A 15,920-nucleotide genomic window follows, 5' to 3' on the forward strand; every position below is an offset into this window, starting at 1 on the left:
GCACCATTTCGGGCAAAATTCCGGCCCGGGACGCGCCCGACCCCCGCACGGGGTCGGGCGCGTGGGGTGGGCGCAGCGGTCAGCCGGCCCGCCGGAAGCAGGTCATCCCGCCGGGGCTCGGGCGCTTGGCGAACTCCTGGTAGCCCAGCTTCGGCGCGGTGTCGCGGGCGTACCGGTTGCCGTTGTAGACGCAGATGGTGCCCACGTCCAGGCGGTCCAGGGCCGGCGTCAGCTCCGCCGGCGTCGGGCTGGCGGTGCCGTCGGCGAACTCGGACAGCAACAGTCGGTCCTTGGCGAACTGGGAGTTGAGGTCGTATTCGACGAGGTAGAAGTCACGGGGCAGGACGACCCGGACCTCGCTGGTGACGATCGGCGTCGTCCGCATGATCGTCTTCGGGGCGAGCAGCAGACCCTCCGGGCGGTCCAGACCCTTGATCCAGAACGCGATCGCCTGACGCTGCTGCGGGAGTTTCCAGGTGGGGCGGGGGTGCACCTCGACCCAGCTCTTCGACGACCACATCGGGGTGGCGAACAGCGCGAACGACGCGACCAGCAGCACCGCGATCGCACCGGACGCGGCCCGGCGCAGCGCCCGGCTCGGTGCCGGCACACGCACGGTGCAGAGCAGACCGATCAGCGTCGGCAGGGCGAGCAGCCACGGCACCCGCCACAACACCACCGAGATGCCGCTCAACGCGCTGAGCACCTCCAGCACGCCGGGCACGAACAACACGCTCAACGCCAGGGCGGCGCCGGCGGCGAGCAGCGCGGGCGTGCGGCGGCGGGCGAGCAACGCGCCGCACCACAGCGCGAGACCGCTGATGACCCCGACCACGCCGAACAGCAGGGTCCGCCGGTAGGTGTACGCCGCGTCGAAGAAGGCGTCGTCCGCGCCGGTCGCGGTCATCCCGCCGAGCACCAGGCGGGAGACCACCAGCGAGCCGATCGGGTACGCGAGGGCGGCGACCGCCGCCACGACGGCCGCCTTCCACCGGCCGACCAGCAGCATGGCGAAGCCGGCGGCGCCGACGAGCATCGGCAGGATGATCGCCGCGGTGTTGGTGAGCCCGATCGCGGTGATCGAGAGCGCCACGATGAGCACCAGGCTGCGCCGCGACCGGGTGTCGAACCACTCGGTCAGGTAGAGCCACATCAGCGGGATGACCGCCGAGACGAACATGCCCTTGCCCTCGTGCAGCCGGAGCAGGTGGAACGTGCCCAGTGCGGCATCGTCGCCGGCGACGAGGTACAGGTACGCGATCGCCACGGTGAAGGCGAGCAACACACGGCGCGGGGCCCACCGGTGCGTCAACCGCCACAGCGCCAGCGCGGCGAGCATCGCCATGATCGGCAACAGCACGTACCAGAGGGCCGAACTGGCGTGGATGCCGACGACGTTGGCGAACGCGCCGTCGAAGACCTCGATCGACGGGATGGGCGGCTGCGAGCCCATGGCCGGCAGCACGTTCTCGGAGAAGAGGAAATCGTTGAGCGGGATCAGGTCACGCTCGGCGATCCACACCGACTTGCCGACGTAGTAGACGTCGTCGGGGGTGTTGCGGGCCATGAAGAACGAGGAGATGCCGACCAGTACCGAGACGACCAACGCGTACGCCGACTGCGCCGCGGTGGGCGCCGGGGCGGCCGGGGCGGGCACCGGGCCGCGCAGCCACGCCTGGCGTACCAGCAGGAGCCCGCCGACGGCCGCGAGCAGGCCGGCGACGGCCGGAATCCACCAGGTGAGGTCGATGCTGGTACCGGCCGCACCGGCGGAGACGGAGGCCACCACGGCGGCGACCAGAACGCCGATCAGCAGGCGACGGTCGGTGGCGGGCCGCGCACCGTCGGGCTCCTCCGGAACCGCCGGGGCGCTGTCGGTCGGGGCGCTGTCGGTCCGGGTGCCGGCGCGGCGGCGGGCGCGCAGCACGGCCACCACCGCGAGCACCACACAGGCCACCAGCCAGATCCGGAAGGTCACCGACGGACGCAGGTCCCCCAGGAAGGCCAGGTGGTAGAGCACTGTGAAGAGGGCGAACGCGATCACGGCGCCATCGGTGAGCACCGCCGGGGCGTGGGCCACCAGCGCGCCTACCCGGGACAGCCCCCGAGCGCGGGACGGTCGGGGTGCCTGCCCGCTCCGGGGCGTCGGATCCGGTTCGGCGGGCGCTACGGCGATGCTGTCGACGTTGGCCACGGGCGTCCTTACTCGTCAGACGGATGAGGGGCCTCGGCACGGTGATGGCCGGGTGTCAAGGGGGCAGCGTAGCGGAATCGGGCAGAGCGACCGCTGCTGCCGGCGACCGAGTGTCGGGGTGCTGGTCAGTCAGATCTCGGGGCCGCCCGGGGGCGGGGCAGAACGTTGTCGGCGCCGAGCCCGGCCGCCACGGACTCGACGAGGCTGTCGAGGTAGCCGTCGGTGAGCGGGAGCCGGGCGATGGCGAGCCGCCAGTAGAGCGGCCCCACGATGAGGTCGACGGCGGCGTCCAGGTCGGTGTCGGCGGGCAGCTCACCACGCTGTACGGCCCGGGTGACCAGGCGACCGCCGATCTCCTGCTGCCGGGTGTGCAGCACCTGACGCAGGGTCGCGTCGATGGTGGGGTTGCGGGCGGCCTCGGCCAGCAGGTCCGGGATGATCTGCGACGCCAGCGGGTGCCGCAGCGCGTGCGCCACCACCTGGAACAGCAGCGCGAGGTCACCGCGCAGCGTGCCGGTGTCCAGCGCGGGGAGCTTGCCGTGGGCCGCGGCGGCGACGATCTCCAGCACCAGGTCGAGCTTCGAGCTCCACCGTCGGTAGATCGCCGTCTTGCTGACGCCGGCCCGGCGGGCCACCGCCTCGATGGAGAGCCGGCCGTAGCCGACAGCGGCGAGCTCCTGCATCAGCGCGCGGCGGATCGCCGTGGTGATCTCGTCGCGCAGCACCGCCGCGCCGGCCGGTGCCCGCCTCTTCTCGGTGGTCATCGAGGGCTCTTATCGCAGGTCACGCCGCACAGCGTAGCGCAACGACGGTACGGTTGCGTCCCGACGTGTTTCGGACTACTGTCCTGGCAGCGACGAGGCGGCGCCCCGCGCAAATTTCCCACTAGGATGCGATCGTCGCGAGCAACCCCCGTCTGCACGAAAGATCGGAGCGCCATTTCCATGGCCACCACCGCGCTGGTCGACCCCGCCACGGGCCTGACCCAGGCGCAGCTGGCCGCTCGGCACGGGCTCCGGGTCGCCGGTGAGCGCCCCAGCCTCGTCGAGTACAGCCGCCGACTATGGGCCTACCGGCACTTCATCGCCGCGTACGCCAACGCCAAGCTCGTCGCCTCGTACAGCAACGCCAAGCTGGGTCAGCTCTGGCAGGTGCTCACCCCGCTGACCAACGCGGCGGTCTACTACCTGATCTTCGGGGTGGTGCTGGCGCAGAACGAGATCCCGAACTTCATCGCCTACCTGACCACCGGGCTGTTCATCTTCAACTTCACCCAGAGCGCGGTCCTGGCCGGCACGCAGTCGATCAGCAGCAACCTGGGGCTGATTCGAGCGCTGCACTTCCCCCGCGCCAGCCTGCCGCTGTCCACCACGATCACGCAGTTCCAGCAACTGCTGGCCTCGATGGTGGTGCTCGTCGGCATCGTGCTGGTCACCGGCGAACCGCTCACCTGGGAGTGGCTGCTGCTGGTGCCGGCCCTGCTGCTGCAGGCGGTGTTCAACGCCGGCGTGGTGCTGCTGGTGGCCCGGCTGGGCTCCAAGTCGAGCGACCTGAAGCAGGTCATGCCGTTCATCATGCGGACCTGGATGTACGGCTCCGGTGTGCTCTACAGCGTCAGCCTCTTCGAACGGCTGCCCGGCTGGGCGACGACCCTCGTGCAGTTCAACCCGCTCCTGGTCTACATCGAGCTGGCACGGTACGCGCTGCTTGAGGAGGCACCGCTGCTCAACGAGTCGCTGACCCAGCTCTGGCTGGTCGGCGCCGGTTGGGCGCTGGTGGCCGGCATCGGCGGTTTCTTCTACTTCTGGCGCGGCGAACAGGAGTACGGCCGTGGTTGAGCACTTCAACGCCCACACCGAGGCGAACGCGACGATGACCCGGACGCAGGAACGCATCCCGACAGTGGTCGTGGACGACGCGCACATCATCTACCGGGTGCACCAGGGCGCCGCCGGTGGCACCACGCCGGTGGCCGCGCTGCGCCGGCTGGTCAAGCGCACCCACGCGCCGAACGTCCGGGAGGTGCACGCGGTCAAGGGCATCTCCTTCACCGCGTACCGGGGCGAGGCGATCGGGCTGATCGGCAGCAACGGCTCCGGCAAGTCCACCATCCTGCGGGCCATCGCCGGCCTGCTGCCGGTCAACCGGGGCGCCATCCACACCCAGGGGCAGCCGTCGCTGCTGGGCGTCAACGCCGCCCTGCTCAACGACCTCTCCGGGGAGCGCAACGTCGTTCTCGGATGCCTGGCCATGGGCATGCATCCCGATGACGTGGCCAAGCAGGCCGCGGGGATCATCGACTTCTCCGGGATCAACGAGCGGGGTGACTTCGCCAGCCTGCCGATGCGGACGTACTCGTCCGGCATGGCGGCCCGGCTGCGGTTCTCCATCGCCGCCGCCAAGAAGCACGACGTGCTGCTCATCGACGAGGCGCTCGCCACCGGCGACAAGGGCTTCCGCAAGCGCAGCGAGCAGCGGGTGCGGGAGCTGCGCGAGGGCGCGGGAACGGTGTTCCTGGTCAGCCACCAGCTCTCCTCCGTACGGGACACCTGCGAACGGACGATCTGGCTGGAATCGGGCGTCATCCGGATGGACGGCCCCACCGACGAGGTCATCCGGGCATACGAGGCGTACGCGAACAGCAAGTAGAGTTCCGCGAACGTCCGGCATCGACATGGCACCCCCGAGGACCGCGTCGCCCGCGTTGGGGCGGCGCGGTCCGCGCGTTAAGGTTCATTCCGTCGCCGCTCGGGCGGAACCTTCCGTTAACGCATCCCTGAGAGTGAGGATCCGGCAATGACGCAGGACCAGACCACTGGCCCGGACGCCGAAGCGGAGAACCCGACGCCGTGGCGCCCCTCACGGACAGTGGCGGTGGTTCTCGCCGGAGGCACCGGGACCCGGCTGGGCCTCGGCATCCCGAAGCAGCTGCTGAAGATCGCCGGTAAGCCGATCATCGAGCACACCCTTGCGGTCTTCGAGGCGGCACCGGAGATCGACGAGATCATCGTGCTGATGGCCAGCGGCCACGTCGAGGACGCCCGGCAGATCGTCGAGAAGGCCGGCCTGCGCAAGGTCACCAAGGTGATCGAGGGTGGCGACACCCGCAACGCCACCACCCGGATCGCGCTGGACGCGGTCGGCCCGGCGGACTGCAACATCCTCTTCCACGACGCGGTACGTCCGCTGCTCAGCGGCCGGATCGTGCGCGAGTGCGTCAACGCGCTCTGGAGCTACGCCGCCGTGGACGTGGCCATCCCCTCCGCGGACACGATCATCCAGGTCGACGACAACGACTGCATCACCGACATCCCGACGCGTTCCCGCCTGCGCCGTGGCCAGACCCCGCAGGCGTTCCGTTCCCCCACCATCCGCGAGGCGTACCGGATCGCCGAGGGTGACCCGGCCTTCGCCGCCACCGACGACTGTGGCGTGGTGCTGCGCTACCTGCCCGGCACTCCGATCAAGGTGATCGACGGTTCCGACGAGAACATCAAGGTCACCCACCCGGTCGACGTGCACCTGGCGGACAAGCTCTTCCAGCTCGCCGCCGCGCAGGCACCACGGCTCACCGACCACCGCAGCTACGCCGAGGAGCTGACCGGCCGCACCATCGTGGTGTTCGGCGGCAGCTACGGCATCGGTCACGAGCTGGCCGAGCTGGCCCGCCGCTACGGCGCGCAGGTCTTCCCGTTCAGCCGCTCCACCACCGGCACCCACGTCGAGCGCGCCGAGGACGTCGAGGCCGCGCTGACGACCGCCTTCGAGGCCACCGGCCGGATCGACCACGTGGTGGTCACCGCCGGGATCCTGGAGCGGGGCGCCCTCGCCGAGATGGACGAGGAGACGATGGACCGGGTGCTCCAGGTCAACTTCGTCGGCCCGGTGACCATCGCCCGGCAGTCCCTGCCGTACCTCCAGCAGACCAAGGGTCAGCTGCTGCTCTACACCTCCAGCTCCTACACCCGGGGCCGGGCCCGCTACGCGCTCTACTCGGCCACCAAGGCCGCCCTGGTCAACCTCACCCAGGCGCTCGCCGACGAGTGGGCCGACGTGGGCGTCCGGGTCAACTGCATCAACCCGGAGCGCACCGCCACCCCGATGCGGACCCGGGCCTTCGGCGAGGAGCCGGAGCACACCCTGCTCGCCGCCGAGGCCGTCGCCCAGTCGTCGCTGGACGTGCTGATCTCCGACCTGACCGGTCAGGTCATCGACGTACGCCGGGCGCCCGGTGACGGGCCCACGCCGACCGTGCCGGCCCAGGCCGGGTCGGGTCCTCTCGAGGCACCGGCCGGCGCGACGTCGGCGAACTGACGCCGGCGGCGGCGGAACCACGAACGGAGCGACATGCGCGGCGACCTGGTCCGAAAGCTGGCCGCCCGGTGCCTGACCATCGGGTTGGCCGTGCTGGCCTTTGTCGTGCTGGCACTCACGGGTGCCACCGGCTGGGGGCTGGCACTGGCCGTCGCCGCGCTGGCCGCCACGGCCGCCGAGCAGCGGATCCGGCCCGGCGCCGACCTGGTGGCGGAGACCACGTTGATCGCCGCGGCGATCCTGGTCGGCTACGCCCGGCGGCTGGACGACGGGCTCAACGTCGCACTGGTCGTCACCGGGCTGGTCCTGCTGGGGCTGGTGCTGCTGGTGGGTCCGCTGCGCACCGCCGGCAGTCTGGAGATCCGGGCGGCCAACCTGCCGGTCCGCGCCTGGACGCCGCTGGTCGCCAGCCAGCTCGGCACGGCGCTGCTCGGGCTGCTCGCCGCCCTGGCGCTCGCCGCCGCGCTCGCCCTGCCGGCCGGGGTGGCGCTGGCCGCCAGCCTGCTGGTCGGGGCGGGCGCCGGTGCTGTCGCACTGGACCTGGCCCGGCGACGGTTCCGGCCGCGGGCCGGCGGTGGGCCGGTGGCCGCCGCGCTGCGCCGGCACCGCCCGGAGTTCCTGCTCTACTTCTCCGCACCCCCCGGGTCGGAATACCAGGTCACCATGTGGCTGCCGTACCTGGAACGGATCGGCCGACCGTTCCTGGTCGTGGTGCGCGAACCAGAGTTCCTGGCCCCGATCGCGGCGGCAACCGACGCGCCGGTCGTCTACTGCCCCACCCTGGGGGCGATGGACGAGGCGTTGGTGCCGAGCCTGCGGGTGGCGTTCTACGTCAACCACGGGGCGAAGAACAGCCACTGTGTCCGCTTCACCCAGCTCACCCACGTCCAGCTGCACCACGGCGACAGCGACAAGGCGCCGAGCGCCAACCCGGTGTCGGGGATCTTCGACCGGATCTTCGTGGCCGGGCAGGCGGCGATCGACAGGTACGCCCGCGCCGGGGTGCAGATCCCGGCGGACAAGTTCGTGGTGGTGGGTCGCCCACAGGTCGAGTCGATCGAGGTACGCGCGGAGCCGGCGCGCGGGTTGGCACACCCCACGGTGCTGTACACCCCGACCTGGACCGGGCACCACGCCGACGCCGACTACTGCTCGCTGCCGGTGGCGGAGAGGCTGCTGCAGCGGCTGCTGGAGCGCGGCGCGACGGTGATCCTGCGGGCCCACCCGTACACCGCGCAGAACCCGGCGTCGGCACGTCAGCTGGGCCGCCTCACCGAACTGCTCGTCGTCGACCGGGCGCGCACCGGCCGCCAGCACGTGGTCGGCGCGGCGGCTCGGGAGCTGAGCCTCACCGAGTGCGTCAACTCCTCCGACGCGCTGGTCTCCGACGTGTCCGGCGTGATCTCCGACTTCCTCTACTCCGGGAAGCCGTACGCGGTCACCGACATGGGTGGCGAGGGCGAGCGGTTCGTGGAGCGCTTCCCGTTGGCCGGGTCCGGTTACGTGCTGCGCCGGGACATGTCCAACGTGGACGACGTGCTCACCGCACTGCTGGACACCGACCCGTTGGCCGAGGCCCGCTGGGCCACCCGCCGCCGCTACCTGGGTGACTTCCCCGCCGAGTCGTACGCCGAGGCGTTCCTGGCAGCCGCCCGGCGCGAGCTGGCACCGGCCGAGACGCTCACCGCGTCCACCCCGGCATAGCCGCTCAGCGGTACGGGTCGAGCAGCGCCAGCACGGCCGCCGGGTCCTCCACGTGCGCGTTGTGGCCGAGGCCGGGCAGGGTGGCCACCGGCACGCCGTACTCCTTGAGCTGTTCGTCGGTGACCATCGGATCGTGCTCCCCGCGCGCCAGCACGACCGGCGCGTCGGTCGCCGCCAGCAGCGCGGCCAGGTCGGGCTCGCCGACGGCGAACGCGGTCGGGTCCATGGCGAGGCGCCACCGGCCGTCGACCTGGCGCAGCCCGGCGTCCACCACCGGGTCGTCCGGCGGCACCAGGCCGGCCAGCCCGGAGACCCGCAGGTAGCGGCGCGCCGCCTCGGCGCGGGTCGCGAACCAACTGATCGGGCGGGCGGCGAGGTCGGCGGCGCGGGTCAGCTCGTCGGGTGACCAGACGGCCTTGATGCCCAACCCGACCACGGCGTCCACCGGCGTACCGGCGGCGCGGGCGGCCAGCGCGAGGCCGACCACCCCGCCCAGCGAATGTCCGAGCACGACGAGCCGGTCGCCGGGCGCCAGGCCGCGCGCTATCCGGTCGGCGAACCCCGCGAACGTGTACGACTGAAGCGGTGCCGCCCAGCCGTGGCCGGCGAGGTCCGGTGCCAGCCACCGCCCCGCCCAGCGCTGCTCCAGCAGCGGCGCCCACGGCAACCAGACGTCCCCGGTCGTGCCCATCCCGTGCAGGAGCAGCAGGACCCGCCCGCGACCGGCTTGACCACCCGATTCATCCACCACGGCCGCAGTCTCCCACGGTTCACGGCCTGGTACGAGAGCCGTCATCCACGCCGCCCCCACCAAAGAATGATCCACTGTAGAGTTCCGGGCCGGACGGACAGAGCCACCTGTCGATTCCGTCCCGAGGGGAGCCACTGTGTACAGGATGTACGGGTCGGCGCTGGTCGCGGCACTGGCAGCCGTCACGCTCGGCGTACCGCACCGGGCGTCCGCGACGCCATCGGACGTGGCCGCACCGAACGGCGCAGCGGTCACGGCGGCCGACCGGGTGCTGCGGGTCTACAACAACAACATCGAGAACCTGGTGGTGAACAACTCCGACGGGAGCTGCACCCGGATCTCCGGACCGGACCACCTGACCTCGATCCTGGTCGACGACGCCGGTCGCACGGGCACCAGCGGCGTGGTGGCGCCCGACATCCTGATCGTGCAGCAGGTGCGCGGCACCGGCCAGGCCGAGGCGTACGCCGACCAGCTGTCGGCGAAGTTCGGCTACCCGGCGGGCAGCTACGGGGCGATCGTGGCGTGGGACGACCCGGAGCCGTGGGGCAGCACGCACAAGTGCAGCTCGCAGTCGCTCGGCGACCTGAAGAAGAAGCAGACCAACGCCATCATCTGGAACAAGCGCACGCTCAACCTCGCCAGTGGCGACATCTCGAAGTACTGGAGCGCGGGCTGGCTCAAGCCGGGCACGGCGTACGCGAACGGCGCCGGGTGCACGCTGTACAAGCCGCCGAACAGTGACCCGGACAGCACCGACTACTACAAGTGGAAGCGGACCAGCGCGATCGCGGCGCGCTTCACCATCAAGGCGACCGGCACCAGCGTGTTCGCCGCGACGATGCACCTGCCGCAGGAGAACCGGCAGAACGCCTGCGCCGGTGACGGCGACCGGGGCATCGCCAACAGCGGCATCCACCTCGGTGCGGACGCGACCACGCTGCTGAACGCGTCGACGATCCGCGTGGTGGGCATCGACGCGAACCGCACCGGCATCGCCCCCGGCACGCTCAGCGGCTACGGCATGACCGGGTACGGGTCGGCGGCCACCAACGGTTCCAGCAAGATCGACTACTTGTTCGTCAGGGGCAGTGTGCAGTCGTCCGCCGTCGACCACACCGTGGTCGGGACGAAGTCGAACCACAAGGCGTTGTACGGCTTCATCACCTACTGACCGCACCGCCGAAGACGCCGCGGGCGCCGGCCCCTTGTGGGGGACGACGCCCGCGGTCCTCGGCGTGCCCGGGTCAGGCGGAGTAGCCCCGGCTGGTGATCCAGTTGGCCAGGTCGATGGTGGTGATCCAGTACGACGGGTCGGCCGGGTTCGCCGAGTCGGCGATCCGCACGGTGCGACCGTTGTCCTTGTAGCCCACGACGGCGATGTAGTGCCCGCCGCCGTAGGAGTGCCAGCCGCCGTCGGTGTCGGTGGCGTCCCCGACGACGTTGGCCACCACGCCCCGGCCGTCGGTGATGGCCTTCACCACGTCGGCCTGGAGGCGGTCCATCTGCGCCGGGCTGGGCGCGCTGGGGAACATCCGGGTCCGGTACGGGGAGCCCTTCACCTCGGCGTTGAGCACCCGGGTGGTGTCCTCGGCCGAGTTGGTGCCCATCTCGGTGGTGCCCAGCTCGGCGCCGAGCTCCTCCTGGGTGCGGTCGATGCCGGCGGCGCTGAGCGCGTTGCGGGTGGCCGCCGGGCCGCAGTTGTAGTAGGTGTTCTGCGCCTCGTAGTCGTAGTCGAGCACCTTGGTCGCGGGCGGCTTCGGCGGCGTCGGCTTACGGGTGAGGTCGGGGTTGCTCTTGGCCTTCGCGGCGGGGGACGCGGCGCTGGTGGCCGGCGCGGCGGTGGTCGGCGCGGCGCTGGCCGAGGGGGACGCGTCCCGAACGTCGCCACGGGAGGCGGCGACGTCGCTGCGCATCTCGGCGACGGTGGTCGCGGTGCGCTGGTCGGCCGGGGCGTCGTCGGCGGTGGTGAGCAGGGCACCGCCGGTGGTGGCGATGGCGAGAGCCGCGGCGGAGGCGACAACGATCTGGTACGGGCGCTCGGTGGCGAGGCGGCGGAGCTGACGCTGCAGGGTGTGCTTCACGGGGTCCTCCACGGATCGGGGGGAGAGCGGCACACCGGGGCCGGACCGGTATCCGGGCAGGCGCCAGCGCGCGGACCGTGGTCCGCGGATGGTGAACCGCTCAGGGGAACGCCCGGCGTGGCCGGGCGGGGAAGGCGATGACCCGGGGGGTCAGCTCACCGTCACTGGACGAATGAGCGGGTGCATCGCCGCGCCGTGGAGGCGAGGGAACAACCGAGGGGTGGAAAGGTGCTGCACGAGGATGGGACTCCTTCCGACACCGCCTACCGGGTTAGCTGACGGATTCGGGCGGGAAGATCGCCCTACCGCGGGCCGTGGCTCGCGGATTCACCCCGGACTTACTGATGGGTCCCCGGTTCGTTGATCACGATTAAGCGGGTCGATGCGGCGTCGCGTCTTGCGATCGGTTACCGCATCGGACAGGACGACAGTACTGGCGGCTCCGCGCCCTGCCAAGCCGGGCTCACCTGCGTAAACCTCAATCGGCGAGGCAATTTCTGCGCGTATTGCCGATGATGTGACTCGATGGGACAACCGGTTACGGGCGCGCCTACGGGCGACAACCGGACAGGCGACGAAGAACGCGACCATAATCGCGGGAACAATGGCGCGGCTCGTGCCGGACGTCCGATTTCACAATTGCGTGACCGGCCTCACATCACAGATCGGGCTCAACCCGCCCGGGCCGGTCGCCACCGTGCCACGACGGCCGGGCGCAACGCCCCCGCCACCGTCCGGCGGGCGGCCACCGGGTGTGGGCGCAGCCGGGCCGCCGCCGCGTACGCCTCCTCGGCGAGGGTACGAGCCGACTCGGCGGCCAGCTCCGCGTCACGCCAGGCGGCCCGCTCACGGTCGGCGGCCGCCTGGTAGTCGGCCAGCCGCGCATCCCGGACCACCCGGCTGATCAACACCTCCTGCTCGACGGGGTGGCGTCGGGGATCCCAGCCGTGCCGGTGCCCGAACACGTCACCGAGCTGCACCATGCTCAGGTCACCCCGCCAGTACGCCGCCATCGCCGCCCGGTGCAGATAGCGCTCCCGGGCCGCGTACTCGGCGGGGGTGTGCGGGGTCCGTGGGGTGGGCAGCGCCCCGGCGCCCGCGAAGCGACGCGCGGCGGTGTCCGCCGCGTCGTACCCGGTCCAGGCCCGCTCCATCTGCTCCTGGGCGCTCAGCCAGGCGGCACGTCTCCGCCTGGCTGTCGTCGCCGCGCCGGCCGCGGCGACGGCCACCTCCTCGGCGTAGCGGCGCAGGTCGGCAGCCTCGGCGGCGGCCACCTCCCGGGCGGTGGGCGCTGCCGGGAGCGGGTCGTCGGCGGGCCGGTCCCGTTCGGGGCGGGCGGCCAGCACGGTGAGCAGGCCCAGGGTCAGCAGGACCAGGGTCGACCAGATGGCGGCGGCTCGCGGCACCTCGGTCACGAACTGGTAGAAGACGGCGGTCTCCATGGTCGGCACCTCGGGGAGAGAGCAGTGCGATGGGGCCACACCGGCCGGCGGGCCACGGCGGGCCACCGGTCGGCGGGTGGGAAGCGGGTGGGGCGACAGGCGCGGCGGCGGGACGATCGTCCCGGTGGCTCAGCGCCGGGGTGGGGCCCGGCAGGCCCGACCGCTCGCACTGTCGACGAGGGGCAGCCGGTCGGACTCCGCCGCGCGGACCGGAAGCACGCCGGTCGCGGTGACGCAGTGCTCCTCGGGGAGCGCCCCGGGCGAGTCGACGGCCCAGGCGGGAACGGCCTCCTCGACGGCGTCCGGTGGGATCGCCGCTGCCGGGCGCGCCGCAGCGTGCGCCCCGACGTGCCGACCGGAGGCCGCCAGCGGCCCGGCGGCGACGGAGGCCGACACCACGCTCGACGGTGGCACCGGGCTGGGCGTCGACGCGGCGGCCGTGGCCGGGCCTGCGCCGAGCGCCAGGGCCGCGACGACGGCGAGGCTGGTCAGCACCCGCGTCGCCCAGCGCGCCACCCACCACAGCGGACAGGTGAACGCGACCGGAAGCACGTCCCCACGCTACCGTCACGCCGAGGCGGGCGCACCGACCACGGGCGTGTCGGATCGCGCCGCGCCGACCCGTTTGACCAGGGTGGACGCTGTCAGCGCCGGTCGGCGTACGGTGATCGGCCGTTGGCCAAACCGACCTCGTCGGCGGCCCCCGCGGCCCCGCCCTCGGCGTCGCCGTCACCGGCGGTCGGGGCACCGGCCGCGCGTTGCCGGGGGACGGGCGCCGGCCGGGCCGGACGGCGCGGTGCGAGCCGGCGCATCATCGGGGTCTCGACGAAGCGGTGCAGCAGCCCGGCGAGGATCAGGTTCGCCACCAGGAAGCCGAGCACCACGGCGGGCCCACGCCAGCCCGCGAAGCCGGTCCCCCAGTCCCCGCTCCAGCGCAGCACGCTCGTCATCACCAGCACGTGCACCAGATAGAAGGCGAACGAGACCTCACCGAGCCAGATCAACGGCCGGGAACGCCACGGCGAGCGCCGACCCCGCACGTCCGCGTCAGCGGCAGCGGTGATCACCAACAGGTACGCGACGGCGAGCAACGTGGTCCACAGCTCGGCGCGGATCCACTGCGCGGCCGCCACCCAGGTGACCACGAAGATCGCGCTGGCCACGGCCAGACCCGGCCCGCGCCAGAGCCCTCGGCGCATCAGCTCGGCGGCCACCGCGCCCAACCAGAACTCCAGCGACCGGACCGGCGGGAAGATCTGGGTGAACCACCACCGACTCACCTCCGGCACCAACTCCTGCGCCGGCCACAGCGCGAGGATCAGCAGCGGCAGCGCGACGATCAGCGCCCAGAGCAGCTTCGGCCGGGCCCGGCGCAGCAACGGCAGGGCGAGCGGCAGGCAGAGATAGAAGAAGAACTCGCAGGAGAGCGACCAGCTGACCGTGTTGATGCTGTAGAACCAGCCCGGCCGGGGGTCCCAGGCCTGCAGCAGCAGCAGGTTCTCCAGCGCGGCCGCCGGCAGGACCGGGTCGGCGAACCACCAGGCGACCACCAGCGTCGCCGCCCACAGCACCAGGTGGTTCGGGTAGATCTTGGCGACCCGCCGCCGCCAGAAGGTCCGCCGGGAGTCACCCGGCCGGGCCGACCAGACCAGCACGAAACCACTGAGGATGAAGAAGAACTGCACCCCCGAGAGGCCCAGGGTGAACAGGGCGTCGACCACGGCCTTGTAGTCCGGCTCGGCGATGATCCGCATGGTGCCCGCGTGGAAGCCGAAGACCAGCAGGGCGGCGATCCAGCGCAGCCCGGTCAGCGACGGCAGCCGGGGCAGGGCGGGTGCGGGTGGGGCGGCCGACGTCGCGGCGACGCTCGTCATGCCGGGATCCCGGCGCTCGGCGGGGTCACCAGCACTGTCGTAGCCTCCTCGGCGCGGCGTCGGACGGCGCGACGGCGACGCCCGCGACGGCCCGGCAGGGCCGCACCGAGGCACCCTACCGGGTCACTCCTGGGTGAACCGGACGCGTCCCACCCGCCGTTTTCCGCGCCACGGCACCGCCCGCCAGTCGGCGTTAACCTTCCGCTGCCCGGGAGTTCAGAGACTCCACCATCGGCGGCAACGTCAGGTTCCGGGGCCGGCCACCCGGGTCGTCGAAGGTGGCGGGCGTGGTCAATGAGCCGACGCACGCACCGCTGCTGAGCATCGTCGTGCCCGTGTACGGCGTCGAGGCGTACCTGTACCAGTGCCTTGAGTCGATCCGGGCCGACATCCCGGCGGGCGAGTCGGACGCGGTCGAGCTGATCGCCGTCGACGACGCCTCCCCGGACGGCTGCGGCGACATGCTCCGCGCGTACGCGGCCGGTCGCGACGGCGTCCGCGTCGTGCATCTGAGCAGCAACGTGGGCCTAGGGCTGGCCCGCAACGCGGGGCTCGACGTGGCCAGCGGCCGGTACGTCTGGTTCGTCGACAGCGACGACTGGTTGCCGCCGGGCACCATCGCGGCGGTGCTGGACCGGCTGCGCCAGCACCAGCCCGACGTGCTGATGCTCGACCACCTGCGGGTGCACGAGGACGGCCGGCGGGAGGTCGACGCGAGCAGCCCGCTGCTGCGCGGGATCACCGGCGTCACCCGGCTGGCCGACCAGCCGCGCCTGCTGCGGGTGCAGCACACCGCCTGGAACAAGGTGGTCCGGCGGGGCTTCATGGACGAGTTGGAGCTGCGCTTCTTCCCCGGCTGGTACGAGGACATCCCGTTCAGCCACCCGCTGCTGATCGGGGCCGAGAAGATCTCCGTGCTGGACCGGGTCTGCTACCTCTACCGGCAGGGCCGCCAGGGCGCGATCACCTCCACCCGCAGCGGCCGGCACTTCGACGCCTTCGACCAGTACGAGCGGCTGATGGACTGGGTGGCCCGGAAACACCCGGACGAGCGGTTGCAGGCCGAACTCTTCGAGCTGATGATCAGCCACTACCTGGTGGTGGTGGGCAACGACGGCCGGCTGCACCCGCACCTGCGGCGCGACTTCTTCCACCGGGCCGCCGCGCACTACCGCCGGTACCTGCCCACCGGCGGCTACCCGCTGCCCCCCGGCGCGACGGGACTCAAGCACCGCCTCGTCGGGCGGGGTGACTGGTTGGCGTACTCGGCGCTGCGCCAGGCCCACCGGGTCGCCGGTCGGCTGCGTCGGCCGGGCCCGGTGGCTGCCGACGGCGGTTCGCCAGCCGTCGACGAGGAACCGGGCCGACGGGCGGACAACGCGCCGACACGCAGTGGTGCGCCCACCCCGGAGCGCCGTGACGCGCTGGCCGGCGGCCGGCTGACGTGATCGACCCCACCGCACCCCGAGGCGGCACCCGGCACCGTGGTTTTCCAGGTCGTCCGCCCGCCGGGTGGACGACGACAGCACCACCGCACTCCGGTGCGGGCGTACCTGA

At 72.1% G+C, this 15,920-nt stretch carries 13 protein-coding genes and 1 riboswitch; of the genes, 6 read left to right on the top strand and 7 right to left on the bottom strand.

Annotated features, from left to right (window positions below; genetic code table 11):
- Window positions 1-79: 79 nt before the first annotated feature.
- On the bottom strand, window positions 80-2,194 hold the full coding sequence (locus AB0C03_RS22055; protein WP_357638639.1) for a DUF6077 domain-containing protein: 2,115 nt from the start codon (window positions 2,192-2,194) through the stop codon (window positions 80-82).
- Between the two features lie 125 nt (window positions 2,195-2,319).
- Complete coding sequence (locus AB0C03_RS22060; RefSeq protein ID WP_357638641.1) at window positions 2,320-2,958, bottom strand: TetR/AcrR family transcriptional regulator; 639 nt, start codon at window positions 2,956-2,958, stop codon at window positions 2,320-2,322.
- A 180-nt stretch (window positions 2,959-3,138) separates the two neighbouring features.
- On the opposite strand from AB0C03_RS22060, the gene AB0C03_RS22065 reads away from it, so the two are divergent.
- The 4 genes from AB0C03_RS22065 to AB0C03_RS22080 all read left to right on the top strand — a co-directional run bounded on the left by AB0C03_RS22065 (window position 3,139) and on the right by AB0C03_RS22080 (window position 8,212).
- Window positions 3,139-4,032 carry an ABC transporter permease gene (locus AB0C03_RS22065; RefSeq protein WP_210857972.1) on the top strand — a complete coding sequence of 298 codons (894 nt, stop codon included), beginning with the start codon at window positions 3,139-3,141 and terminating at the stop codon, window positions 4,030-4,032.
- Window positions 4,033-4,066: 34 nt separating this feature from the next.
- Window positions 4,067-4,843: an ABC transporter ATP-binding protein gene (locus AB0C03_RS22070; protein WP_036412239.1), complete on the top strand. Its 777-nt coding sequence runs from the start codon at window positions 4,067-4,069 to the stop codon at window positions 4,841-4,843.
- Between the two features lie 147 nt (window positions 4,844-4,990).
- Window positions 4,991-6,508: a bifunctional cytidylyltransferase/SDR family oxidoreductase gene (locus AB0C03_RS22075; protein ID WP_030335818.1), complete on the top strand. Its 1,518-nt coding sequence runs from the start codon at window positions 4,991-4,993 to the stop codon at window positions 6,506-6,508.
- A gap of 33 nt (window positions 6,509-6,541) precedes the next feature.
- On the top strand, window positions 6,542-8,212 hold the full coding sequence (locus AB0C03_RS22080) for a CDP-glycerol glycerophosphotransferase family protein (RefSeq protein ID WP_357638644.1): 1,671 nt from the start codon (window positions 6,542-6,544) through the stop codon (window positions 8,210-8,212).
- Between the two features lie 4 nt (window positions 8,213-8,216).
- On the opposite strand, the gene AB0C03_RS22085 is transcribed toward AB0C03_RS22080, so the two are convergent.
- A complete protein-coding gene (locus tag AB0C03_RS22085; protein ID WP_030335822.1) occupies window positions 8,217-8,963 on the bottom strand; it encodes an alpha/beta fold hydrolase in 747 nt (248 codons plus the stop codon).
- A 136-nt stretch (window positions 8,964-9,099) separates the two neighbouring features.
- Between AB0C03_RS22085 and AB0C03_RS22090 the strand changes: the two genes are divergently transcribed.
- Window positions 9,100-10,137: a hypothetical protein gene (locus AB0C03_RS22090; protein ID WP_210857969.1), complete on the top strand. Its 1,038-nt coding sequence runs from the start codon at window positions 9,100-9,102 to the stop codon at window positions 10,135-10,137.
- Window positions 10,138-10,210: 73 nt separating this feature from the next.
- Here AB0C03_RS22090 and AB0C03_RS22095 read toward each other — a convergent pair whose 3' ends face one another.
- The 4 genes from AB0C03_RS22095 to AB0C03_RS22110 form a co-directional block, all read right to left on the bottom strand.
- Window positions 10,211-11,059 carry a C39 family peptidase gene (locus tag AB0C03_RS22095; protein WP_357638647.1) on the bottom strand — a complete coding sequence of 283 codons (849 nt, stop codon included), beginning with the start codon at window positions 11,057-11,059 and terminating at the stop codon, window positions 10,211-10,213.
- 233 nt (window positions 11,060-11,292) lie between these two features.
- Window positions 11,293-11,434, bottom strand: a riboswitch (cyclic di-AMP (ydaO/yuaA leader).
- Window positions 11,435-11,718: 284 nt separating this feature from the next.
- On the bottom strand, window positions 11,719-12,489 hold the full coding sequence (locus AB0C03_RS22100) for a hypothetical protein (RefSeq protein WP_357638649.1): 771 nt from the start codon (window positions 12,487-12,489) through the stop codon (window positions 11,719-11,721).
- 129 nt (window positions 12,490-12,618) lie between these two features.
- Complete coding sequence (locus AB0C03_RS22105; RefSeq protein ID WP_357638651.1) at window positions 12,619-13,041, bottom strand: hypothetical protein; 423 nt, start codon at window positions 13,039-13,041, stop codon at window positions 12,619-12,621.
- Between the two features lie 92 nt (window positions 13,042-13,133).
- Window positions 13,134-14,363 carry an acyltransferase family protein gene (locus AB0C03_RS22110; RefSeq protein ID WP_030335834.1) on the bottom strand — a complete coding sequence of 410 codons (1,230 nt, stop codon included), beginning with the start codon at window positions 14,361-14,363 and terminating at the stop codon, window positions 13,134-13,136.
- Between the two features lie 287 nt (window positions 14,364-14,650).
- On the opposite strand from AB0C03_RS22110, the gene AB0C03_RS22115 reads away from it, so the two are divergent.
- Window positions 14,651-15,811 carry a glycosyltransferase family 2 protein gene (locus tag AB0C03_RS22115; protein ID WP_357638653.1) on the top strand — a complete coding sequence of 387 codons (1,161 nt, stop codon included), beginning with the start codon at window positions 14,651-14,653 and terminating at the stop codon, window positions 15,809-15,811.
- Window positions 15,812-15,920: the final 109 nt, after the last annotated feature.

The organism is Micromonospora parva (genome assembly GCF_040649675.1).
GTDB classification, from domain to species: Bacteria; Actinomycetota; Actinomycetes; order Mycobacteriales; family Micromonosporaceae; genus Micromonospora; species Micromonospora parva.

What these genes read in the sequence shown, in the direction of transcription:
- AB0C03_RS22075 (WP_030335818.1), top strand. Translation starts at nt 4,991, where the DNA reads ATGACGCAGGACCAGACCACTGGCCCGGACGCCGAAGCGGAGAACCCG.
- AB0C03_RS22080 (WP_357638644.1), top strand. Translation starts at nt 6,542, where the DNA reads ATGCGCGGCGACCTGGTCCGAAAGCTGGCCGCCCGGTGCCTGACCATC.
- AB0C03_RS22065 (WP_210857972.1), top strand. Translation starts at nt 3,139, where the DNA reads ATGGCCACCACCGCGCTGGTCGACCCCGCCACGGGCCTGACCCAGGCG.
- AB0C03_RS22070 (WP_036412239.1), top strand. Translation starts at nt 4,067, where the DNA reads ATGACCCGGACGCAGGAACGCATCCCGACAGTGGTCGTGGACGACGCG.
- AB0C03_RS22100 (WP_357638649.1), bottom strand. Translation starts at nt 12,489, where the DNA reads ATGGAGACCGCCGTCTTCTACCAGTTCGTGACCGAGGTGCCGCGAGCC.
- AB0C03_RS22110 (WP_030335834.1), bottom strand. Translation starts at nt 14,363, where the DNA reads ATGACGAGCGTCGCCGCGACGTCGGCCGCCCCACCCGCACCCGCCCTG.
- AB0C03_RS22060 (WP_357638641.1), bottom strand. Translation starts at nt 2,958, where the DNA reads ATGACCACCGAGAAGAGGCGGGCACCGGCCGGCGCGGCGGTGCTGCGC.